The sequence below is a fragment of the Stenotrophomonas sp. SAU14A_NAIMI4_8 genome, assembly GCF_003086695.1.
In the GTDB taxonomy this organism is placed as follows: domain Bacteria; phylum Pseudomonadota; class Gammaproteobacteria; order Xanthomonadales; family Xanthomonadaceae; genus Stenotrophomonas.
On sequence record NZ_CP025999.1, the window covers coordinates 229,992 to 254,164 of the forward strand.

A 24,173-nucleotide genomic window follows, 5' to 3' on the forward strand; every position below is an offset into this window, starting at 1 on the left:
GCACGCTCATGGTACCGCCCGTGCCGCATCCCTGCGCTGGCCCGGTGAACGGGGCGAACACCCGCGCTGGTTACACTGGCAGGCTTCCATTCTGGAAACAGGGAGGCACCGGGACGCAATCGTGCGATGTTTTTTCTCTATTTTTCTTGGCGCACTGGCGTGTGCATCGGCCGGCCAGGCGCTGGCACAGCCCCACGATCCCAATGCGGAACCGTGGTTCGACGCCGGCGGCGCCGTCCGCTTCAACTATGGGTGGCTGGACTACGGCCCCACCAGCGGGCTGCAGCTGGAACTGCTGCGTGCCGACATCGATGCCGGTGCCGGGCCGCTGTTTTTCTCGGCGCAGTACCGCTGGTATGACGGCTTCGATGCGGTCCACCACGCCTATGCAGGCTGGCAGTTCAACGAAGACACCGATCTGCGTGCGGGTATCCAGCAGGTGCCGTTCGGCCTGCTGCCTACGGCTTCGCAGAGCTTCTGGTTCGGCTCCGGCTACTACCTGGGCATCGAGGATGACTACGATCCCGGCCTGGTGCTGCAGCATCGCAGTGGCCACCACCTGTGGCACGTCGGCTGGTTTGCCGGCGATGAGTACGGCGACGCGGCGCGCTACGACCGCTATTCGTTCGATGTGGCACGCACGCCGGAGCTGCCCTACCGCGAGCGCGACCGGGTAAACCTGCGTTACGAGCATGACCGTGACTGGCACGGTGGAACCCTGCTGTTGGGTGCGTCGGCATTCAGCGGTTCGGTGCAGAACGTGGAAACGCGCCGCCATCATGATCACCACGGCATGGCCGTGCATGCGCAATGGGCGCGCGATGGCTGGACCACCCAGCTGCAATGGGCGCGCTACCACTACGGTGTGCCGGGAGCGACCATCGCGTTGTCGGCTTTCCAGGCACCGTTCCAGATCGCGCGCAAAGCCGATGTGCCCAGCGTCAACGTAGCCTATTCGTTCGGCGCGCAGCGTTGGCTGGATGACATCACCTGCTACAACAACGTGAGCATGACCCGCCCGCTGCAACGCCAGCCGGGCATGCGCTCGTCGTGGCAGAACGTCACCGGCTGCAGCCTGGGCAAGGGCATGATGCTGACCTACATCGACTGGATCGCCGGAAAGAACATGTGGTTCGCCGGCGGCGATGGCATCGGCCTGGACCCGCAAGGGCCCTCACGCTGGCACTCACGCCTGAACCTCAATATCGGTTTCTACTTCTAGGACGCCCCTCCTCGCGGTCCGCCGCGTATTCCCTTCACGCATTTCCGTTCACGGAGGACGACATGCCGAGCTCCGCTCCGCACCCCACCCCCGTCAGGCAGCGCATCCTGCCGCAGGTATTCATTCCCACCGCGGCGATCGTCATCGCCCTGCTGGCCCTGGCCATCTTCGCGCCGGAACTGGCCACGCACTGGTTCACCGCCGCCAAGAACTGGACCGCCAACGATGCGGGCTGGTTCACCATCCTGGCCGTCGCCGGCTTCCTGGTGTTCGTGGTGGGCGTGGCCGTCAGCGGCTATGGCCGCATCAAGCTGGGCCCCGACCACAGCCGCCCCGACTACAGCTATGCCTCGTGGTTCGCGATGTTGTTTGCCGCCGGCATGGGCATCGGCCTGATGTTCTTCGGCGTGGCCGAACCGATCATGCACTACGCCACCCCGCCCACCGGCACGCCCGAATCGGCTGCGGCGGCACGCCAGGCCATGCGCATCACCTTCTTCCACTGGGGCGTGCACGCGTGGGCGATCTACGCGGTAGTGGCGCTGGCGCTGGCGTACTTCGGCTTCCGCCACAACCTGCCGCTGCGCGTGCGCTCGGCGCTGTACCCGCTCATCGGTGAACGCATCCACGGGCCGATCGGCCACACCGTGGATACCTTCGCCGCGCTGGGCACCATCTTCGGCCTGGCCACCTCGCTGGGGCTGGGCGTGATGCAGATCAACTCCGGCCTGAACTACCTGTTCGGGCTGGAAGTGAGCACGCTGGTGCAGGTGGTGCTGATCGCCGTCATCACCCTGGTGGCCACCGGTTCGGTGGTGGCGGGCTTGGACAGCGGCGTGCGCAGATTGTCGGAATTGAACATGATCCTGGCAGCGGCACTGCTGGCCTTCGTGCTGGTCTGCGGACCCACCGTGCACCTGTTGCAGGTGCTGGTGCAGAACACCGGCATGTACGTGTCGCAGCTGTTCTCGATGACCTTCAACCTGTACGCCTACGAGCCCACCGGCTGGCTGGGCGGTTGGACGCTGTTCTATTGGGGCTGGTGGATCGCCTGGTCGCCGTTCGTGGGCATGTTCATCGCGCGCATCTCGCGTGGCCGCACCGTGCGCGAATTCGTGGTGGGCGTGCTGCTGGTGCCGCTGGGCTTCACCTTCCTGTGGATGACCATCTACGGCAACACCGCCTTGTTCATGGTGCGCGCTGAAGGGGTACAGGAACTGGTGCAGACCGTTTCCAGCGACAGCTCCATGGCGCTGTTCGAGTTCCTGCGCCATCTGCCGTGGACGATGGCGACCTCGTGCCTGGCGGTGCTGCTGGTGGCGTTGTTCTTCGTCACCTCTGCCGATTCGGGTGCTTTGGTGATCGACATGCTCACCTCCAAGGGTGAGGAAGAATCACCGCTGTGGCAGCGCATCTTCTGGGCGTTGCTGGTGGGTGCGCTGGCGGTGGCGCTGTTGTTTGCCGGTGGCCTGGAATCACTGCAGGCGGCCACGATCGCCAGCGCGTTCCCCTTCACCCTGGTGATGATCCTGATGTGCTGGGGGCTGCTGAAGGCGATGCGCCTGGATGCCACCAAGCGCTCGATCATCCGCGACGCACGCATCCTGCCCGGCACCAGCGATGACTGGCGTGCGCGCCTGCGGTTGCTGGCGCACAACCCGGTGCAGGCCGAGGTGCTGCGCTTCATCGACCAGCAGGTGATGCCGGCCCTGCAGGACGTGGCCGGTGAACTGCGGCGACAGGAGCTGGAGGTCGAGGTGACCCTGGGCGAGGATGGCCGCGCCTGGCTGCAGGTCGGCCATGGCCAGGAAATGGACTTCTTCTATTCGGTGCGGCCGCAGCCGTATGAGCCGCCCAGCTTCACCCTGCAGGACCCGCGCCGCGCCGCCAAGGCCGGGCGTTACTTCCGCGCCGAGGTCTATCTGCGCGAGGGCGGGCAGGACTATGACGTGATGGGCTGGACGCGCGTGCAGCTGATCCACGATGTGTTGGACCAGTACGCCCGCCACCGGCAGTTCCTGGACCACGTGCGCTGAACAGCAGAACGCCGGCCGTTACTGCGGCCGGCGTTCCGGGTGTTGCCAGGTGTACTTACCAGCCGCGGTGGCGACCGCGGTCGTGGCGGTAGCGGCGATCATCGTGGCGGTAGTAACGGCGGTCGTGGCCGCGGTCATGGCCATAGCGACGGTCATAGCGGCGGTCGTAGCGACGATCGTCGTGGCGGTCCTTGGTGGTCAGGTTGCCGATGGCACCACCGGCCACGGCACCGCCCACGGTGGCGGTCGGGTCGCCGTTGGAGATCAGGTGACCGGCCACGCCGCCCACCACCGCACCGACCACGGTGCGCTTGTCCTTGCGTGACAGGGCGCTGGCATCGCCGACCACGGCCAAGCCGGCCAGCAGCGCCAGGGCGAGGCCGAGGCTGCGGAAGCTGAGTGAGGACGTATTGAACATGTTCGGGTCTCCAGTTGGGGGCATGCCACGCGGGGCAGGGAAGGCGCCTGGGCGCCGTGGCTGCCGCAGGTACCACGCTGGGCTTCGGACATTGCCGGAACATTGCGTGGGCCACCCGGTCGGTGTGCGCATTCATCTAGCGTCATGCGCCATGAAGCCCGCCTGAAAGCAGAAAGCTGAACAGCAGGGTCGGAGCCCGTCCGGCGGACGGGATCCGACCCCCAGGGTCAGATCCCTTTCCGCAGGAAAGGGCTCTGACCCGAAGCCGGCACCACCGGGCTCAGTGCCCCATCGCGCGCTGGTTCTGGCGCACCTGTTCCTGCTGCTGATCGTCCTGCTGCTGCAGCACGTTCGGTGCGCCCTGCACGGCACCGCTGCTCAGGGCCACGCTCTGTTCGCTGGCGGCCTTGGCATCGACCGAGGCGCGCACGGCGGCCGGGTCGCCCATTGCGCCTTGCACGGCGAACAGGCGCTCACCGTTCATGCTGGGCACCACCGAATCGATGCGCTGCAGACCGGCGGCATGGGCGTCGCGGGTGAGCGTGGCGGCGGTGGCTTCCAGCGCGTGGCGGTCCTTGAACGTACCCGGCGGCAACTGCTCCAGACCGTGCACGGCCTGGTTGTACATCGGGTTGCGCGGGTGGCGTTCGTCGTTCAGCAGCGGACGTTCGCGCGCATCGTTGATGGCATCGAGCGTCTTCGGGCCGATGATGCCGTCCACGGCCAGGCCGTTGTCCTTCTGGAACTCACGCACGGCCGCTTCGGTGTTGCGGCCGAACTTGCCATCCTCGAACAGCGGCTTGCCGTCGGCGCCCACGTAGCCCAGGTGACCCAGCTGTTCCTGCGCCTTGCGCACGCCTTCGCTGTGGTCGCCATTGCGGTGGATCTCGCTGCGCGGTGCGCTGGCGGCGGCCTGCGCAGGTGCTTCCTTGCCCTGTTCGTGCTGCTGGGTCTGGCTGCGGTTTTCCAGCAGGTCGCGCGCCTTGTGCAGCGGGTCGGAGGCGAACAGCTTCCAGTTCGGGTGGTTTTCCACCTGCTTCAGGTAGTCCTCCACCGGCATGGTGTGCACGCCCAGCTTGCCGGTGGACTGGCTGATCAGCAGCTTGTCGGTGTTGGGGTCGCGCACCACCATCACGATGTGGTCGATGCCGTTCCAGTGCTCGTGCTTGGTCTTGGCCGTGTCCAGGCCGATCACCATGCCTTCCTGCAGCGCGCCCGGCTTCAGGATGTCGTCGCGCTGCAGCAGCACGCCCGAATCCTTGTAGGCCTGCTGCACGATGCCGCCGGAACCGGCGAAGCCCAGCTTGATCTTGTCGGCATCGCCATAGACGGCGTGGCCGGCCTTCTGGTTGATCTCGTCCTGGGTCTTGTTCAGCATCGTGCCGACCCAGCCGGAGCAGTCCGCGTAGCCCTGGTCCACGTTCTTGCCGGTGATGCCGTTGCCACGGTAGTACTGGCTGGACGCGATGTTGATTGCGTACTTCACATCGTCGTACTTCACGCCGGCATCGTAGGCGGCGGTCAGGGCGATGCCCGGCTTGTCCTGGTTGGCCGCCGCTGCAGCCGACACGGTGGCGGCGGTGGGCGCCGGCACGGTCTGGGTCGGGCCCGCAGCGGCCTGCACCGGTGCGCTGCGCGCCGGCGCATCGGCGCTGATGGCGGCGATGTTCTTTTCCGGAATGCTGATGCCGTCGTACTTGCGGTCGTAGTACTGGGCGAAGGTGCTGGCCAGGTCCTTGTCGTTCATCGTGCGCATTTCCGCGCGGGTGTGGCCGGTCAGCGCTTCGATGTCGCTGCCGATCTGGCCCATGATGCGCGGGCGCATGTTGATCGGTTCGCCATGGCCATCACGCACCACGCCGAAGGTGCCGGTGGCGATGGCGGTCTGGATGGAGCCGTAACCGGCCGCACCCTGCTGGTGGGCCAGGTACAGGTCCAGGCCGGTGGGCGATGCTTCGCCGGACAGGTACGGGTGGCCGGTGCGCGCGTGGCGCTTTTCCATGTCGGCCAGGTTGCGCTGGAACATGTCCGCGGCCGCTTCAGTGTTGCGGGTCGGGTCGTACTCGTGGCCACTCAGGCCGTACTGGCGCGCCGACGACGGCAGGAACTGGAACAGCCCCTTGGCGTCGGTGCGGCTGTTGTGCGCGCGTTCGTCGAACTGGCCGCCGGTCTCGATATGGGCAAAGCGCAGGAAGTCTTCGCTGGGAATGCCCTTGCGCTGGGCCACCTGTTCGATGATGTCGAGAACTTCCTGTCTGCTGTAGTCACGTTGTGCCATGACGTTTTCCTCTGGGGTTGATGGAGCGGCCTGTGCCGCGTTACGCCAACCGGACTCATCCGTGAGTCATCAACATGTCGGTCAACAGGTACTGCGTGTAAGGGTTACTGCGCGACGTAGGCCTTGCGGGCGGCGTCGTAGTGATAGCGGCGTGCATCGCTGGCGCCCAGTGCACGGGTCTGCCCCGGTGCATCGATGGTGGTGCCGGTGGCGGCCACGGTGATGGCCGGCAGATCGCTGCCCGGCACGGCGCTGAAGCTGAGCGTGCCCTGGTTGCTGATGCACGGCATCACCGCACCGTCGTCGCAGGCAGCCGAATTGTCTTCGCCGGTGTTCACCGTGCCGGCACTGGCCCAGACCTGGCCATCTTCGGAAGTCTCGTAGTCCGGGTTGAACACCAGGATCTCGTAGCCTTCCACGCTGGTGCCGTTGCTGAAGCTGCGGGTGGGCACGGCCAGCACCAGCTTGCCGGCGGCGGTGCGGTGTTCGACCGGCTTGCGCTTGCCGTCCACGTCCGGGGCGGTGCCATAGGCGCCGATCGCACCGATCCACGGCTCCACGCCCTTCAACACCCAGGGGCGGTCGGGCTTGTCACCGCTCAGGGTGAAGGTGGCTTCGGACAGGGTGACACGGCTTTCCGGGCCCACGTCGTCTTCGCCGGGCTTGCCGAACTTCTGCGGCGTGTTCCAGGCAAAGCCGGTGTAGTAACGGGTGCCGGCCACTTCGTAGCTGTGGCCGAACCAGAAGGTCGCCACGGCGCCATTGGCCACTTCGTAGGAGACGGCGCCGTCGCCATCCACCTGGTAGATGAAGTACAGCACGCTGCCGGCATCGGGCGGGGTGGCAACCGCGGCGGGGGTCGCAGCGGCGGTGGCGGAGTTCTGCATGGGGGCAACTTCCTGTCGTGGCGCGGCGGCGCCCTGGGGTGACGCGGTCGAGGTCGAGGGAGTGCAGGCGCTGGCCAGCAGCGAAACGGCCAGGCCAGCCAACGCCATGCGCAATCGCGGGCGGGCGGCAGCCGGGACGTAACGGGGGGAATGGGTCATGCGCCTCTCCATGGTGTGCGGGCGTCGGGCCGGATGGCCAACGCAGAATGCGCGCCGCCCGCAGTCGGGCAGCGTGGTGATGGGCCGGTCGATTCCTTCGACCTCGCATGGGAGAGCCCATCGGCGCGGATCATGGCACAGCCGTGGCGTCGATCACAGTGTCAGCACCGGGCGGCCACCGTGAAACCGTGAAGCAGTTCTCAGATTTTGCCGTCGCGCAGGTAGTCGAACAGCTCGGCGTCGCCCTTCAGCCCCAGCTTCAGCATGGCATCGCCTTTCTGCCGGCTGATGGTGCTGACGCTCTTGTGCAGCTGCAGCGAGATCTCCTTCACGGTCATGCCGGTGCCGAGCAGGCGCAGCACTTCCACTTCGCGCGGTGACAGCGGCTTGCCGTCGCCTTCGCGCATGCGCCAGCTGCCGGCCTCTTCCACGCGCTCGCGCAGGCTGCGGCTGATGTAGGACTGGCCGCGGTAGACCGCCTGGATCGCCTGTGGCAGTTCTTCCATGGACGAGCTCTTGTCCACCAGGCCGAGCACGCCGCTGTCCAGCACCATGCGCAGGATGGCCAGGTTGTTGGACACGCTGAGCAGCAGCACCGGCAGATCGGGATAGCGGCGGCGGATCATGCCGATCATCGCGAAGCCGTCGGCCTGGGCGCTGCCGGGCATGGAATAGTCGGTGACCAGCAGGTCGCAGGGCTGGTTGGCCAGCAGTGCGATCAGGGCCTGGGCATTGTCGGCTTCGCCAACCACCCGGCCCACGCCACTGGATTCGATGACCGCGCGGGTTCCGATGCGGACCACGGGGTGATCGTCTGCGATGATGATGCGCAAGGTCATGCTCTAGTATGGCCTTCGGGCAGTGCCGGCCGCGAGCAGCGCGGTACCCGGCGGGTTCAAGGGAGATCGTCGCAGATGCGGAACGGCGCTGTTCGTGGATGGGTCCTGTTGCTGGGCTTGCTGGGCCTGTCGCTGCTGGCCCAGGCCGAGCCCGGACCCTTGCCGCTCACCCCGTTGCAGCGCCAGTTCCTGGCCGCGCATCCGGTGGTGGTTGTCGGCCAGTATGACAGCGGCTGGCCGCCCTACGAGTTCCTGCAGGATGACCGGCCGGCCGGGCTGGGGCCAGATTACCTGTCGCTTCTGACCCGTCAACTGGGCAGCAAACTGGAGTTCCGTCGCTACCCGGACTGGAATGCGGTGCTGGACGCGGCGTGCCGTGGCGAGATCGATGTGGTGATGAACATCGCCCTGAGCGCCGAGCGCACCCGTTGCATGGTCTACACCCGCGCCTACGCCGAAGCGCCGCTGGCGATGGTGGGCCGACCGGGTGACCTGCGCGCGTCCGAGGCGCCGGATCTGGACGGGCTGCGGGTGGTGATCGAGCAGGATTTCATGACCGCGCCGCAGGTGCGTGCCCGCTTCCCGCGTGCCCGACAGCTTGTCGCAAACAACACGCAAGCCGCGTTGGAAATGGTCAGAGACGACAAAGCTGACGTGTTCATCGGCAATGCCTATGTCGCCACCGAGCTGATCGCCCAGGAAAAACTGCAGGGTGTGGTGCTGCTGCGGCCCAGCGATCTACCGCCCGAGCGGCTGCATTTCGGTGTGCCCAACGGCAAGCAGCCGCTGGCCGAAGCGCTGGACCTGGCGCTGGCGGCCAGCAGCGCCTCGCAGCAGGAGGCGCTGGTACAGCGCTGGCTGCCGCCGCTGCAGTGGTCGGCATCGGCCCAGCTGGCCCTCAGCCAGGCCGAAAAGCGCGTGCTGCAGGAGCCGCTGAAGATCGGCTTCCCGCCCAATGCGGCGCCGCTGTCCTTCGCCGACGCGGGCGGCCAGCCCACGGGCCTGGCCGCCGAATACCTGCGCCTGCTGGTGAAGGCCGGCGCCAACCTGCAGATCGAACCCAGCCACGACTGGTTCGAGGTGCGGGCCAAGGCCAAGCGCGGCGATGTGCAGGCAGTGATGGGCATTCCGCTGGATTCGCAGTACCTGGGGCCCGACTGGGTGTTCAGCCAGCCCTTCATCAGCGTGCCCAATGTGATCGTGACCGCGCAGGGCAGCCCGGTGCTGCTGGGGCTGGCCGACCTGCAGGGCAAGCGCGTGCTGCTGTCCGACCCCGAGCGCGTGCGCGGCTATGTGCTGCAGCAGGCGCCGCAGGCCCGCATCATTCCCGCGCGCAGTGCCGAACAGGCGCTGCAGCGGCTGCTGGACGGTGATGCCGATGCGTACGTGGGCAACCTGGCACTGGTCGACCACATGCTGCGCGAGCGCTTCCCCGGCCGCCTGCAGATTGCCGCACCGGCAGGCTTCAACGACCAGTTGGCGCTTGCGGTGAACCACCGCCATGCCGCCCTGGCCACCACCTTCGACCGCCTGCTGCTGCAGATGACCCCGCGCGAACGCGAATCGCTGCGTGGCGACTGGCTGGCCGTGGAATACCGCCAGGGCGTGCACTGGGGCGGGCTGCTGCGCTGGATCATTCCGCTGCTGCTGGTGCTGCTGACCGCGGCCACCGTGCATGGCCTGGGCCACTGGCGCCTGCGCCGTGAAGTGGCCGGGCGCCGCCACGTGGAGCAGCGCCTGGCCGAGGTGACCGACAACCTGCCGGCAATCGTCTACCAGGCCCGCCGCGCGGCCGACGGCACGCTCACCTTCCCGTTCATTGCCGGCGATGTGCAGGCGCTGTTCGGCATTACGCGGCAGCAGGCGATGGAGGAGACCGGGGCGTTGCTGGGCCGAATCGCGCCCGATGATCGCGCCGTGATCCTGCAGGCCACCGCGCAGGCCGCGCGTCACTTCGCTGCACTGTCGTTCGAGTTCCGCGTGCTGACCGAAGATGACAGTCAGCGCTGGGTACGCAGCCAGGCCCATCCGTATGCCGCCGAGGCCGGTGCGGTGACCTGGAGCGGCTACTGGGTGGATGTGAGCGAGGCGCGCGCGCAGGCCGATGCGCTGGCCGCGGCCAAGGTGGAAGCCGAGCAGGCGGCCGACGCCAAGTCGCGCTTCCTGGCCACGATGAGCCACGAGATCCGCACGCCCATGAGCGGCGTGCTGGGCATGCTGGAAGTGCTGTCCCATTCGCCGCTGGACCAGGAACAGCAGCGCATCATCACCGTGATCGAGGATTCGGCGCAGATGCTGCGGCAGATCCTGGACGACATCCTGGATTATTCGCGCATGGAAGCGGGCGCGCTGCGCCTGGCGCCGGTGCCGATGCCGCTGCGCCCGCTGCTGGACAGCGTGTGCCGGTTGCTTTCGCCGCAGGCCACGGCACGGGGCCTGGAGCTGCAGGTGGACATCGACCCGCGCCTGGCCCAGGCACACGAAGTCGATGGCGTGCGCCTGCGGCAGATCGTCTTCAACCTGCTCAGCAACGCGATCAAGTTCACCAACGAGGGCCATGTGCGCCTGCAGGTGGATGTGCTGGGTGCCACCGCCGAGGATGGCAGCCAGCCGCTGCGACTGACCGTGTCCGATACCGGCATCGGCATTGCCGAGGACCAGATTCCGCACCTGTTCGCGCCCTTCACCCAGGCCGGTGCCTACATCCAGCGCGAGCATGGCGGCACCGGGCTGGGGTTGAGCATCTGCCGGCGCCTGGTGCACAAGATGGGCGGTGAGCTGAGCCTGCACAGTGTGCTGGGCGAAGGCACGCGGGTGGACGTGGAGGTGGCGCTGGTGGAGGCGCGCGCCGAAGACGTGGCCGCGTTGTTGGCCGAGCAGGAACAGACCGCGCTGCTGCCGCCGGCATTGCGGGCGGCGCGCGTGCTGGTGGTGGAAGACCACCCGACCAACCAGGCGATGATGGCCTGGCGCCTGCAGCAGCTGGGCGTGCCGCATGTGCTGGTCGACGACGGGCGGCAGGCCCTGGATCGGCTGGCGAAGGAACCGTTCGATCTGGTGATCACCGACTGCCGCATGCCGGTGATGGATGGCTTCGCCTTCGCCCGCCTGCTGCGCGAGCGTGAGAGCCGCAACGGCCAGCCGCGGCTGCCGGTGCTGGCGCTGACCGCCAGCGTGCTGGACGACGACGCACGGCGTTGCCGCGAGGCGGGCATGGACGATGTGCTGGCCAAGCCGTTGTCGCTGGCCACGCTGCGCCAGGCCTTGCTGCGCTGGCTGCCACAGGCGGCCGGGCTGGATGCGGCCGAGCTGGCCGCCGCCACCCATGCGCCGGGTGAGCTGGTGGATGCAACGCTGGCACTGCCGGATCTGGCGGCGCTGCAACAGCGCTTCGGTTCGCTGCAGGTGGCTACCCAGTTGCGCGACAGCCTGCTGGCCGCCACGACCCGCGACATGGCCGATCTGCACGCCGCGCTGCGCGACGGCGACCGCGCCCAGCTGGTGCAGCACCTGCACCGCATGGCCGGTGCGCTGGGCGCGGTGGGCGCGCAGGGCCTGGCCGCCCGCGCCGGCGCCCTGGAAGAGCAACTGCAGCAGGGCGACGAGGCGGCCATGGGGCCGTTGCTGCAGCAGGTGAGCGAGTTCATGGCCCTGCTGCAACAGCAGTTGCAGCGGCTGGCTCAGTGAACGCTGTGCACCTACCGAGCGTGCTCCTGGTGGGCATGCTCCTACTGGGCATGCTCCTGCAGGTAGGCGATCACCAGGGCGCGCCGTTCCGCGCTGGGGAACGCGTTGTACATGCGCGTGCCGGGCACCATGTGGCTGGGTGACTGCAGGAAGGTGTCCAGGGTCTGCGCGCTCCACACGAAATCGGCGCGGCGCATGGCGTCGGAATAGCCGTAGTCGGGCAGGCTGCCGGCACGTCGGCCGAGCACCCCGTGCAGGTTGGGACCGAAGCGATGGATGCCGCCGGCCTTCACCGTGTGGCAGCCGGCGCACAGTTCAAACGCGCGCTGCATGGCCTGCTGGCGTGCCTGTTCGGGACTGGCCGGTGCGGCTGGCGGGCGCTGGCAGGCGGTGGCCGCCAGGGCCACGGCGAATACAACAGGTAGAGCGAGCGCGCGCATGGGCCGGCAGCATACCGGCCCGAGCGTGGACGCGGGCTGCGACACGCCGTCGCAGCCCGGTGACTTACATGCCCGAGTAGTTGGGGCCGCCACCGCCCTGCGGAGTCACCCAGACGATGTTCTGGGTCGGGTCCTTGATGTCGCAGGTCTTGCAGTGCACGCAGTTCTGCGCGTTGATCTGCAGCCGCGCGTTGTCGGCTTCGCCAACGAACTCGTACACACCGGCCGGGCAGTAGCGCGCCTCCGGGCCGGCGTACTCGGCCAGGTTCACCTTCACCGGAATGCTGGCGTCCTTCAGGGTCAGGTGGCTGGGCTGGTTTTCGTCGTGGTTGGTGCTGCTCAGGAACACCGAGCTGAGACGGTCGAAGGTGAGCACGCCGTCGGGCTTGGGATAGGCAATGCGGGTGTGCTTGGACGCCGGTTCCAGGCAGGCATGGTCCGGGGTGCTGTGGCGCAGGGTCCACGGCGGGTTGCGCACGCCCAGCTTGGGCAGCAGCCACTGTTCCACGCCGGTCATCAGGGTGGCCACGGTCTGGCCCTTCTTGAACCACTGCTTGAAGTTCTTGGCCTGCTGCAGTTCGGTGAACAGCCAGCTGGCTTCGAACGCCTGCGGGTAGGCGCTCAGTTCGTCGTGCTGGCGGTCGGCCACCAGCGCATCGAAGGCGGCGTCAGCGCACAGCATGCCGGTCTTGATGGCCGCGTGGCTGCCCTTGATGCGGCTGACGTTGAGGTAGCCGGCCTCGCAGCCGACCAGCGCGCCGCCGGGGAACACCGTCTTCGGCAGCGACATCAGGCCACCGGCGGTAATGGCGCGCGCGCCGTAGCCGATGCGGGTGCCGCCTTCCAAGTGCTTGCGGATCTGCGGGTGGGTCTTGAAGCGCTGGAACTCTTCGAACGGGCTCAGCCACGGGTTCTTGTAATCCAGGCCCACCACGTAGCCCACCGCCACCTTGCCGCCGTCGGCGTGGTACAGGAAGGCGCCGCCATAGGTGTCGTTGTCCAGCGGCCAGCCGGCGGCGTGCACCACCAGGCCCGGCTCATGCTTGGCCGGGTCGATCTGCCACAGTTCCTTGATTCCGATGCCGTAGGCCTGCGGGTCCTTGCCTTCATCCAGCTTGTAACGGGCGATCAGCTGGCGGCCGAGGTGGCCGCGCGCACCTTCGCCGAAGATCGTGTACTTGGCATGCAGGGCCATGCCGCGTTCGAAGGCCGGACCGATGCTGCCGTCCTTTTCGATGCCCATGTCGCCGGTAGCCACGCCGACCACTTCACCGTTGTCGCCGTACAGCACCTCGGCGGCGGCGAAGCCGGGGAAGATCGCCACTTCCAGCGCCTCGGCCTGCTGCGCCAGCCAGCGGGTCACCTCGCCCAGGCTGATGATGTAGTTGCCTTCGTTGTGGAAGCATTCGGGCAGCAGCGCGTTGGGCGTGCTGCGCGAACCGGTCTCGCTGAGGAACAGGAACTCATCACGGGTGACCTTCTGCTTCAGCGGCGCGCCGCGTTCGGCCCAGTCCGGGAACAGTTCGGTCAGTGCCCGCGGGTCCATCACCGCACCGGACAGCACATGCGCGCCGGGCTCGGAGCCCTTTTCCAGCACGCACACCGACAGTTCACGGCCGGCTTCGATCGCGCGCTGGCGCAGGCGGATGGCGGTGGCCAGGCCGGCAGGACCGGCGCCGACGATCACCACGTCGAATTCCATTACTTCACGCGGGGGCAGGGCGTTGGCTTCAGCGCTCATCGAATGCATGACTCGTGGGTAGTGCCGGCATCGGGGCCACCGGCGGTGCCTGGGAATCGCGCGTGCTGCCACGTGCGAAACGCTTGTTTGAATGTGTCAGGGTACCGGGCCGCGCGTGATCGAGCTAGATCGGCGCCGTTCACACCGCGTTTGCTGCAATGCAGCGAAATGCGCGTGGCCGGGTAGGTGCCAACCTTGGTTGGCACATTGTTTCACCGCGCGGACCCGCATCCGTGTGGACCAAGGTCCACACCTACCAGACGCGATGCGTGCGGATGACCGACAATGGCCCGGTCCTGACTGCGCGTGAGTGCCATGGCTTTGCATCCGTACGATCTGTTCGATGTCCGTTCCCTGCTCAGCGAGGAAGAACGCGCGGTGCAGGACAGCGTGGCCCGCTTCACCAACGAACGGGTGCTGCCCATCATCGGCGATGCGTTCGACCAGGCGCGCTTTCCCGACGAACTGGTGCCGGAGATCGCCGCACTGGGCCTGCTGGGCGCGACGCTGCCGTCCGAATACGGCGGCGGCGACCTGGGCGCGGTCAGCTACGGCCTGATCTGCCAGGAGCTGGAACGCGGCGATTCGGGCCTGCGCAGTTTCGTTTCCGTGCAGAGCTCGCTGTGCATGTACCCCATCTACGCCTACGGCAGCGAGGAACAGCGGCGGCAGTGGTTGCCGGCGATGGCCCGTGGCGAGCTGATCGGCCGCTTCGGCCTGACCGAAGCGCATGGTGGTTCGGACCCGGCCGCGATGAAGACCCGCGCGGTACGCGACGGCAGCGACTGGCGCATCAGCGGCAGCAAGATGTGGATCACCAGCGGCCCGGTGGCCGACCTGGCCATTGTCTGGGCGCAGACCGAAGACGGCATCCAGGGCTTCGTGCTGGAAAAGGGCATGGCCGGTTTCACCAGCCAGGAGATCAAGCACAAGATGAGCCTGCGCGCCTCGCTGACCGGTGCGCTGTACTTCGACGACGTGCGCGTGCCCGACAGCCACCGCCTGCCCAACGTGAAGGGGCTGAAGGGGCCGCTGGGCTGCCTGACCCAGGCCCGCTTCGGCATCAGCTGGGGCCCGATCGGTTCGGCCATTGCCTGCCTGGACGAAGCGCTGGGCTATGCCAAGGAGCGGGTGCTGTTCGGCCGGCCGTTGGCCGCCACCCAGAGCGCGCAGATCAAGCTGGCCGAAATGGCCCGCCGCATCACCACCGCGCAGCTGCTGGCCCTGCAGCTGGGGCGCCTGAAGGAAGCTGGCCAGCTGAAGCCGCAGCAGGTCAGCCTGGCCAAGTGGAACAACTGCCGCATGGCGATTGATATCGCCCGCGAATGCCGCGACCTGCTGGGCGGGGCCGGCATCACCACCGAACACGTGGCGATCCGCCATGCGCTGAACCTGGAATCGGTGATTACCTATGAAGGCACCGAGACCGTGCACCAGCTGGTGATTGGCCGCGAGCTGACCGGTATCAACGCGTTCTGACCGTCATCCACGCATGGCGTGGATCTACCGGGTAGGTGCCCACGTTGGTGGTAGGTGCCAACCTTGGTTGGCACAGACCCTCCGCGCGCGACCGGGCATTGGTGCGGACCAAGGTCCGCACCCACCAGGGGCGGTCCGTACCCACCACAATCGGTCTGCCGCGTTACGTGCCGCCGGCAAACCCGTGCTGGCGCCAGGCTTCGTACATCAGTACGGCCACGGTGTTGGACAGGTTGAGGCTGCGGTTGCCCGGCTGCATCGGCAGGCGCAGGCGCTGGCCGTCGGGCAGGGCGTCGAGCAGATCCTGCGGCAGGCCACGGCTTTCCGGGCCGAACAGGAATGCATCGCCGTCTTCAAAGGCCACGCTGTCGTAGCGCACGCTGGCCCGGGTACTGAGTGCGAACAGCCGCTTCGGCGCGATGCGCGCCAGCGCGGTGTCCAGGTCGGGGTGCACCTGCAGGCGCGAATACTCGTGGTAGTCCAGCCCGGCGCGCTTGAGCTGCTTGTCTTCCAGTGCGAACCCGAGCGGTTCGACCAGGTGCAGCTGCGCGCCGGTGTTGGCACAGAGCCGGATCACGTTGCCCGTGTTGGGCGGGATTTCCGGTTGGAACAGGATCACGTGGAACTGGGGCGCGGCATTCATCGGTGCAGTGTACCTGCCACCGCTGCCGCCTCTACGGCGCACGCCCTGCGCGGGGCAGGGCGGCACCGGTTACGGGCGCAGCAGCACCTGTGCGGTTTCGCTGGCCAGGGCCTGCAGATCGGCGGCGCTGGGGCGAACCTGCAGGGTCGGCAGGTTGGTGATCACCTGGTTGGCCACCGAGGTGGCAGCGGCAGCCAGGGTGGCGGCGTAGCGCTGTGCTTCCTGTTCGGCGGCCAGGGCGACGCGCTGTTCCAGGCTGGGGCGCACTTCGACGGCGGCCAGGGTGGTGATCGGCATTGCAGCGGCGACCGGGGCAGCCACGTAGCCGTTGCGTTCGGCCAGCTGGTCAGCACTCGGGCGCACCTGCACTGCTGCCAGCGTGGGGATGCCGCTGGCCTGTTCCCAGGCCTGCTGGGCCAGCTGGTCGGCGGCCGGGCGCACCTGCACGGTGTCCAGGGTCTTGATGGATTCGGAGGCCTGCACCGACGAAACAACCGCGGTGCCGGCGATCAGGGCGATGGCGATGGCAATGGTCTTGGCGTTCATGACGGGGCCTGTTTAGTGTTGTTGAGCGGTGGTGTGGTAGTAAGGTAGTACACCAATTCTGGGCATGCAAGAGAAATTTTCGATTTTCTCTATTTGTTCAGCGGTCAGTCAGTTTCGATCTGAAGCCCTTCCTGGCGCAGGAACTACACAGCAATCGCCGTGCCAACTTTCAAGCGTTGATTTCAAAGGATTTTTTGCGGTCTTCGGAGTGTCCGCGGGGCGGACACCTGTCCGTTCGGCAGGCCGTGGACACTGTCCGGACGCGCTGGCGCGACTTACGTGACCGCTATGGCGGGGCGGTCTGGCGCCCCCAGGGCAGTGACTGCTGGCCGATACCGGGCGGGCGGGACACACGCTAGGATCGGCATTCACCAACGTGACCAAGGATCTGGAAATGTCTTTCGCCCTGCGCCCGCGCACCGCGCTGCTCGCCGTTGCCCTCAGCACCGCCCTCGGCACGCTTGCGCCGACCACCGCCCTGGCGGCCAAGCCGGCCGCGCCGGCCAAGGTGGACATTCCCTTCGAGCAGTTCACCCTGCCCAACGGCCTGCGCGTGATCGTGCACACCGACCGCAAGGCGCCGATCGTGGCGGTGAACGTCTGGTACCACGTGGGCAGCAAGGACGAGCCGGCCGGCCGTACCGGCTTCGCCCATCTGTTTGAACACCTGATGTTCCAGAGCAGCGAAAACCACGACGGCGAATACTTCGAGCCGTTCAAGCAGGTCGGTGCCACCGGCCAGAACGGCACCACCAATACCGACCGCACCAACTACTTCGAGAACGTGCCGACCACCGCGCTGGACATGGCGCTGTGGATGGAATCGGACCGCATGGGCCACCTGGTGGGGGCGATCGACCAGGCCGCGCTGGACGAACAGCGCGGCGTGGTACAGAACGAGAAGCGCCAGGGCGAAAACCAGCCCTATGGCCAGGTCTGGGAAAAGCTGAACCGCGCGCTGTATCCGGCCGGCCACCCGTACCACCACAGCGTGATCGGGTCGATGAACGACCTCAACGCGGCCTCGCTGGATGACGTGAAGACCTGGTTCCGCACCTGGTACGGCCCGAACAATGCGGTGCTGGTGCTGGCCGGTGACATCGACCTGGCCACCGCCAAGGAAAAGGTGGCGCGCTACTTCGGCAGCATCCCGGCCGGCCCGACCATGCCGCAGCCGAAGGTGGACGTGGCCAAGCGCGATGCCGACACCCGCGAAGTGATGACCGACAAGGTGCCGCAGGCGCGCATCTACCGCGCGTGGAACGTGGCCCAGGTCGGCACGGCCGACATCGACCAGCTGCAGCTGCTGGCCGAAGTGCTGGGTGGTGCCAAGTCCTCGCGCCTGAGCCAGCGCCTGCAGCATCAGGACAAGCTGGTGGACAACATCAGCGCCGGCGCCTACGCCTCGCAGCTGGGGTCCAACTTCATGGTGATGGCCACGGTGAAGAAGGGCCAGGACCCGTCCCGCATCGAGAAGATCATCGACGAAGAAATCGAGCGCCTGCTGAAGGACGGTCCGACTGCCGATGAACTGGCACGCGCCAAGACCGGCTTCCGCGCCGGCTTCATCCGTGGCATCGAGCGCATTGGCGGCTTCGGCGGCAAGGCCGATGCGCTGGCCGAATGCGCGGTCTACACCGGCGACCCGGGCTGCTTCCGCACCTCGCTGGCCAACATCGACAAGGCCACGGCCGCCGATCTGAAGCGCCTGGGCGCACAGTGGCTGGACAAGGGCAGCCACACCCTGGTGGTGGAACCGGGTGAGCGCGTGGCGCTGAAGGAAGAAGCCTCGGCCACGCCCAAGCCGTTCAACGTGCCGGCCGTGGACAGCAAGTACAGCACCCTGCCCGAGCAGGTGGACCGCAAGGCCGGCGTGCCGCAGACCCGCGAGTTCCCGCAGTTGAAGTTCCCGGCCCTGCAGCGCGCCACCCTGAAGAACGGCACCCAGGTGGTGCTGGCCGAGCGCCACGAGATTCCGGTGGTGCAGTTCAGCTATCAGTTCCCGGGCGGCTTCACCGCCGACCAGGGGCGCAAGCCGGGCACGGCCAACTTCACCATGAGCCTGATGACCGAAGGCGCCGGCAAGCTGGGCTCGCTGGCCTTCGCCGATGCCGCCGATGCGCTGGGCGCCAGCCTGGATGCCTCGGCCGGGCTGGATTCGGTGGATGTTGAACTGTCGGCACTGAAGGAAAACCTGGTGCCGTCGCTGGCGCTGTACGCCAGCCTGCTGCGCGAACCGCGCTTCGAACAGGGCGAGATCGACCGCGTAAAGGCTTCGTGGATCGCCGGCATCCAGCAGGAAAAGGTCAACCCCAATGCAGTGGCCATGCGCGTGCTGCCGCCGCTGCTGTACGGCAAGGGCCACCCGTATGCGATTCCGTTCACCGGCAGCGGTGACGAAGCGGCCATCGCCAGCCTGGGGCGCGAAGACCTGGTCGATTTCCACCGCGACTGGCTGCGCCCGCAGGACGGCACCCTGATCGTGGTGGGCGACACCACCCTGGCCGAGATCGTGCCGCTGCTGGACAAGCAGCTGGGCGACTGGAAGGCCAGCGGCGATGCGCCCACGGTCAAGGCCACCACTGCCGTTGCCGTGCCCAGCGCACCGCGCGTGTTCCTGATCGACCAGCCGGGTGCGGTGCAGGCCAACCTGTTCGCCGGCCAGGTGGTTCCGCCGTCCAGTGATGCCGGCTCGACCCGCTTCGACATTGCCAACGGCGTGATCGGTGGCGACTTCACCTCGCGCCTGAACATGAACCTGCGCGAGGACAAGCACTGGTCCTACGGTGCCCGCACCATGGCCAGCAACACCGTGGGCCAGCGCCCGTGGATGGCAATGGCGCCGGTGCAGATCGACAAGACCGGCCCGGCGCTGGCGGAAATGCGCAAGGAGATCGCCGGCTTCGCCGATGGCAGCAAGCCGGCCACCGAGGCAGAGGTCAACCGCATCCGCAACATCCAGACCCTGAGCCTGCCGGGCGCGTATGAAACCGCGGCGGCCGTGGCCTCGACCATCGGCAACATCGTGCAGTTCAAGCGCCCCGACGACTACGTGCTGCGCCGCAAGGCCGAGATCGAAGCGATGACCCCGGCGCAGGTGCAGCAGGCGGCGGCCGAGATCAAGCCGCAGGCGCTGACCTGGGTGGTGGTGGGTGACCTGAAGCAGACCGAAGCCGCGGTGCGCGCGCTGAACCTGGGCGAGGTGACCGTGGTCGATGCCGACGGCAACCCGGTGAAGAAATAAGGCAAGACCCGGCCAGGGGTCGGATCCCTCTGTCGGGGGATCTGACCCCATCCCCGGCTACCCCCGATTCAGGCTGTTCAGGCAGAATCGCCCCATACCCTTCCAGGATCTGCCCATGCGCGTTCTGCTGCTTTCTTCCCTGCTGCTCACCGTCACCGCCTGCACCTGGGTGCCGATCGAACCGGCCGGCAAGGCGACCCGCGTGCTGCCGGCAGGCCCGGTTCCGGCCGGCTGCATCACCAAGGGTGAGGTAGTTGTAACGGTCAAGAGCAAGGTCGGCTTCTACAACCGCAACCCGCTGCGGGTGCAGGAAGAGCTGGAAACCCTGGCCCGCAACGAGGCCCCCAGTGCCGGCGCCAACGCCGTGCAGGCCGCCGCCGCCCCGGCCGATGGCAGCCAGCGCTTCGCCGCGTTCCAGTGCCCGCCACGCTGAATCCTTCACCATACGGGGAAGGCTGAATTCGTAAAGATGCGGTGAAGGCGCGGGGGTTATAGAATAGCGCCCCCTTTTGCCTGAGCCTTGGCGCTAACCTCGATGCTCTTCAAGAATGTCTCGATCGCCGGCCTCGCACACGTCGACGCGCCGCATACGTTGACGACCAAGGAAATCAACGACCGCCTGCAGCCGACCCTGGACCGCCTGGGTATCCGCACCGACGTGCTGGGCGATATCGCCGGCATCCACGCCCGCCGCCTGTGGGACACCGGCGTGCTGGCCTCGGACGCGGCCACCATGGCCGGCCGCAAGGCGCTGGAAGACGCCGGCATCACCGCCGGCCAAGTCGGCCTGCTGGTCAACACCTCGGTCAGCCGCGACTACCTGGAGCCGTCCACGGCCTCCATCGTGTCGGGCAACCTGGGCGTCAGCGACGAATGCATGACCTTCGATGTGGCCAATGCGTGTCTGGCCTTCATCAACGGCATGGATATCGCCGCGCGCATGCTCGAGCGCGGTGACATCGACTACGCCTTGGTGGTCGATGGCGAAACCGCCAACCTGGTCTACGAAAAGACCCTGGAGCGGATGACCGCCCCGGACGTCACAGCCGACGATTTCCGCAACGAACTGGCGGCCCTGACCACCGGTTCGGGTGCCGCGGCCATGGTCATGGCGCGCTCGGAACTGGTGCCCGACGCCCCGCGCTACAAGGGTGGCGTGACCCGCTCGGCCACCGAGTGGAACCAGCTGTGCCTGGGCAACCTGGACCGCATGGTGACCGACACCCGCCTGCTGCTGATCGAAGGCATCAAGCTGGCGCAGAAGACCTTCGCCGCCGCCAAGATCGCCCTGGGCTGGGCCGTGGAGGAACTGGACCAGTTCGTCATCCACCAGGTCAGCCAGCCGCACACCGCCGCGTTCATCAAGAACTTCGGCATCGACCCGAAGAAGGTGATGACCATCTTCGGCGAGCACGGCAACATCGGCCCGGCCTCGGTGCCGATCGTGCTGAGCAAGCTCAAGCAGCTGGGCAAGCTGAAGAAGGGCGATCGCATCGCGCTTCTGGGCATCGGCTCGGGCCTGAACTGCTCGATGGCCGAAGTGGTCTGGTAAGACCGCCTGGCCTGTCGCCTGACGGGTCTGGCCTGGGATCGCGCCGCAATGGCGCGATCCGGGCGACGTGAACGTGCGGCCGGAGGCGTTCATGTACGAATTTTCTTACTTTTTCGACATGTGGGCGGCATCATGTCGATTCCATCGACATGAGCGGCTGTATGGATGCCCAGACGCCCTATAACGACCTGCCGCCGCTGCCTCCTGTTGCCGAGCTCGAAACCCGGCCGTTGCTGAAGGCCTGCATCGAAGCACACAAGGCGCTGGCTTCGCTGCGCCAGGCCACCGGACACCTGCCCAACCCGGCAGTGCTGATCAATACCATTCCGCTGCTTGAAGCGCAGGCCAGTTCGGAAATCGAGAACATCGTCACCAGCACTGACGAACTGTTCCGCTTCGCCGACCAGCAGCACGGCGCCGACCCGGCCACCCGCGAAGCACTGCGCTACAGAAGTGCGTTGCAGGAAGGGTTCCAGTCACTGGCGGAACGACCGCTCTGCACCGACACCGCCGAACGTGTCTGCAGCCGCATCAAGGATGCGCAGATGCAGGTACGGCGCGTACCGGGCACGGCGCTGGTCAACCAGCAGACCGCCGAAGTGATCTATACGCCGCCTGCCGGCGAGGCCCTGCTGCGCGAAAAGCTGGCCAACTGGGAACGCTTCATCCACGACGAACGGGACATCGATCCGCTCATCCGCATGGCCGTGGCGCACTACCAGTTCGAGGCGATCCATCCGTTCACCGATGGCAACGGCCGAACCGGGCGCGTGCTGAACCTGCTGATGCTGGTGGAACAGAATCTGCTCGATCTGCCGGTGCTCTACCTGTCGCGCTACATCATCGAACGCAAGGCGGCCTATTACCGGCTGCTGCTGGCGGTTACCCGCGACGGGGATTGGGCGGCCTGGATCGCCTACATGCTGGATGCGGTGGCCGACACCGCTCGCTGGACCGGCGCGAAGATCGATGCCATCCGCCAGCTGCACGAGCAGGCCTGCGAGTGGGTGCGCATCCAGCGGCCCAAGATCTACAGCCGCGAGCTGATCGACGTACTGTTCAGCCAACCCTACTGCCGTATCCAGAACCTGGTGGATGCCGGCATTGCCCGCCGCGAGACGGCAGCGCGCTACCTGCGTGAGCTGGTGGACGTGGGCATGCTGCAGGAACAACGCATGGGCAAGGAAAAGCTGTTCCTGCACCCTGCCTACCTGCGCCTGCTGTCCGACAATTCGCATACCCCGCAACGCTACGTACTGCCGCCTGCGCGCGAGCAGTGATGTTCACCTACTGAAGAACTGGCCCATGAATCTTCCCGGTTACCCCGCCCACCCGCAGCGTTTCGAGGTTCGCCCCGGTCTGTCGATGAACTATCTCGACGAGGGCCCGCGCGATGGCGAGGTGGTGGTGATGGTGCACGGCAACCCGTCGTGGAGCTATTACTGGCGCACGCTGGTGGCCGGCCTGTCGGACAGGTACCGCTGCATCGTGCCCGACCATATCGGCATGGGCCTGTCGGACAAGCCCGATGACAGCCGCTACGCGTACACCCTGCAGTCGCGCGTGGACGACCTGGATGCGCTGCTGAAGCACCTGGGCATCACCGGCCCGGTGACTCTGGCCGTGCACGACTGGGGCGGCATGATCGGCTTCGGCTGGGCGCTGTCGCACCACGATCAGGTGAAGCGCCTGGTGGTGCTCAACACCGCGGCCTTCCCGCTGCCGGCGGCGAAGAAGATGCCGTGGCAGATTGCGCTGGGCCGGCACTGGAAGATCGGTGAGTGGATCATCCGCACCTTCAATGCGTTCTCGTCCGGTGCCTCGTGGCTGGGCGTGGAGCGGAAGATGCCGGCCGATGTGCGCCGCGCCTACGTGGCGCCGTACAACAGCTACGCCAACCGCATCAGCACCATCCGTTTCATGCAGGACATTCCGCTGTCGCCGGCCGACAAGGGCTGGTCGTTGCTGGAACGCGCCGGCCAGGCGCTGCCGTCCTTCGCCGACCGCCCGGCCTTCATCGGCTGGGGCCTGCGCGACATCGTGTTCGACCACCACTTCCTGAAGGGCTTCCAGGCCGCGCTGCCGGCCGCCCAGGTGCATGCCTTCGAAGATGCCAACCACTACGTGCTGGAAGACAAGCACGAAGTGCTGGTGCCGGAGATCCGCGCCTTCCTGGACGCCAACCCGATCTGATCGGTGTGCGGGGTCGGATCCCTCTCGCAGAGAGGGCTCTGACCCCCTCTGCGCGACACGGGGTCAGAGCCGTTTCTTCGAAACGGATCCGACCCGTGGCCTCAGGCCGCGATCGGGCTGCCTCGGTGTGTGGGGTCGGATCCCTCTCGCAGAGAGGGCTCTGACCCCCTTGCGCGACACGGGGTCAGAGCCGTTTCTTCGAAACGGATCCGACCCCTGGCCTCAGGCCGCGATCGGGCTATTTCGGTGTGCGGGGTCGGATCCCTCTCGCAGAGAGGGCTCTGACCCCCTCTGCGCGACACGGGGTCAGAGCCGTTTCTTCGAAACGGATCCGACCCCTGGCCTCAGGCCGCGATCGGGCTGCCGTCGCTGCCTTCCCAGTCCGCCGGGGTCAGCAGGGCCAGGCCATAGGCAAGGCGCGCCTTGTCGCACTGCGGGCTGGCCTTGCCGTATTCCCACGAGGCATCGACCTCGCGGCACACGCTGGGCCGGTTGGGGTGGATGGTGCAGCGTGAATACACGCCGATCTGCGCATCCAGGGCCACGCAGCGCACCGGCTTGGAATGGGTGCCGCGCATGCACAGGCGGTGCGGGTCCAGCGTTTCGGTCAGCTGGTGCGGTACCCCGCCGGGGGTGACCTCGTCCGATTCCATCCAGTGAAAGGCCACGCGGTACTGGGTGCAGCAGGCGCCGCAGGTCATGCAGGGATGTTGCATGGTCAAGCCGCCTCGGGCGGCAGTGGAATGGGTGACGAGGCTGCGGATTTTCCACGAAGTCGGCCGCCGCGCAAGAAATTCCGTAAGCGGCGA

18 protein-coding genes are annotated in these 24,173 nt (G+C 67.0%); 9 read left to right on the forward strand and 9 right to left on the reverse strand.

Annotated elements, in window-relative coordinates; genetic code table 11:
• Window positions 1-121: 121 nt before the first annotated feature.
• Both C1930_RS00975 and betT read left to right on the forward strand, forming a co-directional pair.
• Window positions 122-1,222: a hypothetical protein gene (locus C1930_RS00975; RefSeq protein ID WP_234412714.1), complete on the forward strand. Its 1,101-nt coding sequence runs from the start codon at window positions 122-124 to the stop codon at window positions 1,220-1,222.
• A 62-nt stretch (window positions 1,223-1,284) separates the two neighbouring features.
• A complete protein-coding gene (gene betT, locus C1930_RS00980) occupies window positions 1,285-3,258 on the forward strand; it encodes a choline BCCT transporter BetT (RefSeq protein WP_108770876.1) in 1,974 nt (657 codons plus the stop codon).
• A 55-nt stretch (window positions 3,259-3,313) separates the two neighbouring features.
• On the opposite strand, the gene C1930_RS00985 is transcribed toward betT, so the two are convergent.
• The 4 genes from C1930_RS00985 to C1930_RS01000 form a co-directional block, all read right to left on the reverse strand.
• Complete coding sequence (locus tag C1930_RS00985) at window positions 3,314-3,676, reverse strand: glycine zipper 2TM domain-containing protein (protein WP_108748070.1); 363 nt, start codon at window positions 3,674-3,676, stop codon at window positions 3,314-3,316.
• Between the two features lie 280 nt (window positions 3,677-3,956).
• Entirely contained in the window at window positions 3,957-5,954 is a 1,998-nt protein-coding gene (locus tag C1930_RS00990) for an XVIPCD domain-containing protein (RefSeq protein WP_108770877.1), read from the reverse strand.
• 104 nt (window positions 5,955-6,058) lie between these two features.
• The gene (locus tag C1930_RS00995) at window positions 6,059-7,000 is read right to left on the reverse strand and encodes a hypothetical protein (protein WP_234412715.1); all 942 of its coding nucleotides are present in this window, start codon (window positions 6,998-7,000) and stop codon (window positions 6,059-6,061) included.
• A 200-nt stretch (window positions 7,001-7,200) separates the two neighbouring features.
• Window positions 7,201-7,839, reverse strand: coding sequence for a response regulator transcription factor (locus tag C1930_RS01000; RefSeq protein ID WP_108770879.1), 639 nt, complete (start codon window positions 7,837-7,839; stop codon window positions 7,201-7,203).
• Between the two features lie 75 nt (window positions 7,840-7,914).
• Here C1930_RS01000 and C1930_RS01005 point away from each other — a divergent pair, with 75 nt between their 5' ends.
• A complete protein-coding gene (locus C1930_RS01005; RefSeq protein ID WP_108770880.1) occupies window positions 7,915-11,526 on the forward strand; it encodes a transporter substrate-binding domain-containing protein in 3,612 nt (1,203 codons plus the stop codon).
• Between the two features lie 41 nt (window positions 11,527-11,567).
• On the opposite strand, the gene C1930_RS01010 is transcribed toward C1930_RS01005, so the two are convergent.
• Window positions 11,568-11,966, reverse strand: a complete 399-nt coding sequence (locus C1930_RS01010) for a c-type cytochrome (protein ID WP_108770881.1) — start codon at window positions 11,964-11,966, stop codon at window positions 11,568-11,570.
• Between the two features lie 64 nt (window positions 11,967-12,030).
• On the reverse strand, window positions 12,031-13,707 hold the full coding sequence (locus tag C1930_RS01015) for an electron transfer flavoprotein-ubiquinone oxidoreductase (RefSeq protein ID WP_108770882.1): 1,677 nt from the start codon (window positions 13,705-13,707) through the stop codon (window positions 12,031-12,033).
• Between the two features lie 315 nt (window positions 13,708-14,022).
• Between C1930_RS01015 and C1930_RS01020 the strand changes: the two genes are divergently transcribed.
• Window positions 14,023-15,186 (forward strand): acyl-CoA dehydrogenase family protein, encoded by a 1,164-nt coding sequence (locus C1930_RS01020; RefSeq protein ID WP_108770883.1) that lies wholly within the window; start codon window positions 14,023-14,025, stop codon window positions 15,184-15,186.
• 163 nt (window positions 15,187-15,349) lie between these two features.
• Here the strand turns inward: C1930_RS01020 and C1930_RS01025 are convergent, their stop codons facing one another.
• Both C1930_RS01025 and C1930_RS01030 read right to left on the reverse strand, forming a co-directional pair.
• Window positions 15,350-15,829, reverse strand: a complete 480-nt coding sequence (locus C1930_RS01025) for a tRNA (cytidine(34)-2'-O)-methyltransferase (RefSeq protein WP_108770884.1) — start codon at window positions 15,827-15,829, stop codon at window positions 15,350-15,352.
• Window positions 15,830-15,898: 69 nt separating this feature from the next.
• Window positions 15,899-16,375 (reverse strand): hypothetical protein, encoded by a 477-nt coding sequence (locus C1930_RS01030; RefSeq protein ID WP_108751812.1) that lies wholly within the window; start codon window positions 16,373-16,375, stop codon window positions 15,899-15,901.
• A gap of 394 nt (window positions 16,376-16,769) precedes the next feature.
• On the opposite strand from C1930_RS01030, the gene C1930_RS01035 reads away from it, so the two are divergent.
• The 5 genes from C1930_RS01035 (at window position 16,770) to C1930_RS01055 (ending at window position 23,364) form a co-directional block, all read left to right on the forward strand.
• A complete protein-coding gene (locus C1930_RS01035) occupies window positions 16,770-19,619 on the forward strand; it encodes a pitrilysin family protein (RefSeq protein ID WP_108757609.1) in 2,850 nt (949 codons plus the stop codon).
• Window positions 19,620-19,734: 115 nt separating this feature from the next.
• Window positions 19,735-20,052: a DUF4156 domain-containing protein gene (locus C1930_RS01040; protein WP_087921159.1), complete on the forward strand. Its 318-nt coding sequence runs from the start codon at window positions 19,735-19,737 to the stop codon at window positions 20,050-20,052.
• A 102-nt stretch (window positions 20,053-20,154) separates the two neighbouring features.
• The gene (locus C1930_RS01045; RefSeq protein ID WP_108748081.1) at window positions 20,155-21,171 is read left to right on the forward strand and encodes a 3-oxoacyl-ACP synthase III; all 1,017 of its coding nucleotides are present in this window, start codon (window positions 20,155-20,157) and stop codon (window positions 21,169-21,171) included.
• Window positions 21,172-21,401: 230 nt separating this feature from the next.
• Window positions 21,402-22,451 carry a Fic family protein gene (locus C1930_RS01050; RefSeq protein WP_325051540.1) on the forward strand — a complete coding sequence of 350 codons (1,050 nt, stop codon included), beginning with the start codon at window positions 21,402-21,404 and terminating at the stop codon, window positions 22,449-22,451.
• A 25-nt stretch (window positions 22,452-22,476) separates the two neighbouring features.
• Window positions 22,477-23,364, forward strand: a complete 888-nt coding sequence (locus C1930_RS01055; RefSeq protein WP_108755087.1) for an alpha/beta fold hydrolase — start codon at window positions 22,477-22,479, stop codon at window positions 23,362-23,364.
• A gap of 344 nt (window positions 23,365-23,708) precedes the next feature.
• Here the strand turns inward: C1930_RS01055 and C1930_RS01060 are convergent, their stop codons facing one another.
• Window positions 23,709-24,080, reverse strand: a complete 372-nt coding sequence (locus tag C1930_RS01060) for a YkgJ family cysteine cluster protein (RefSeq protein ID WP_108770886.1) — start codon at window positions 24,078-24,080, stop codon at window positions 23,709-23,711.
• Between the last annotated feature and the right edge of the window lie 93 nt (window positions 24,081-24,173).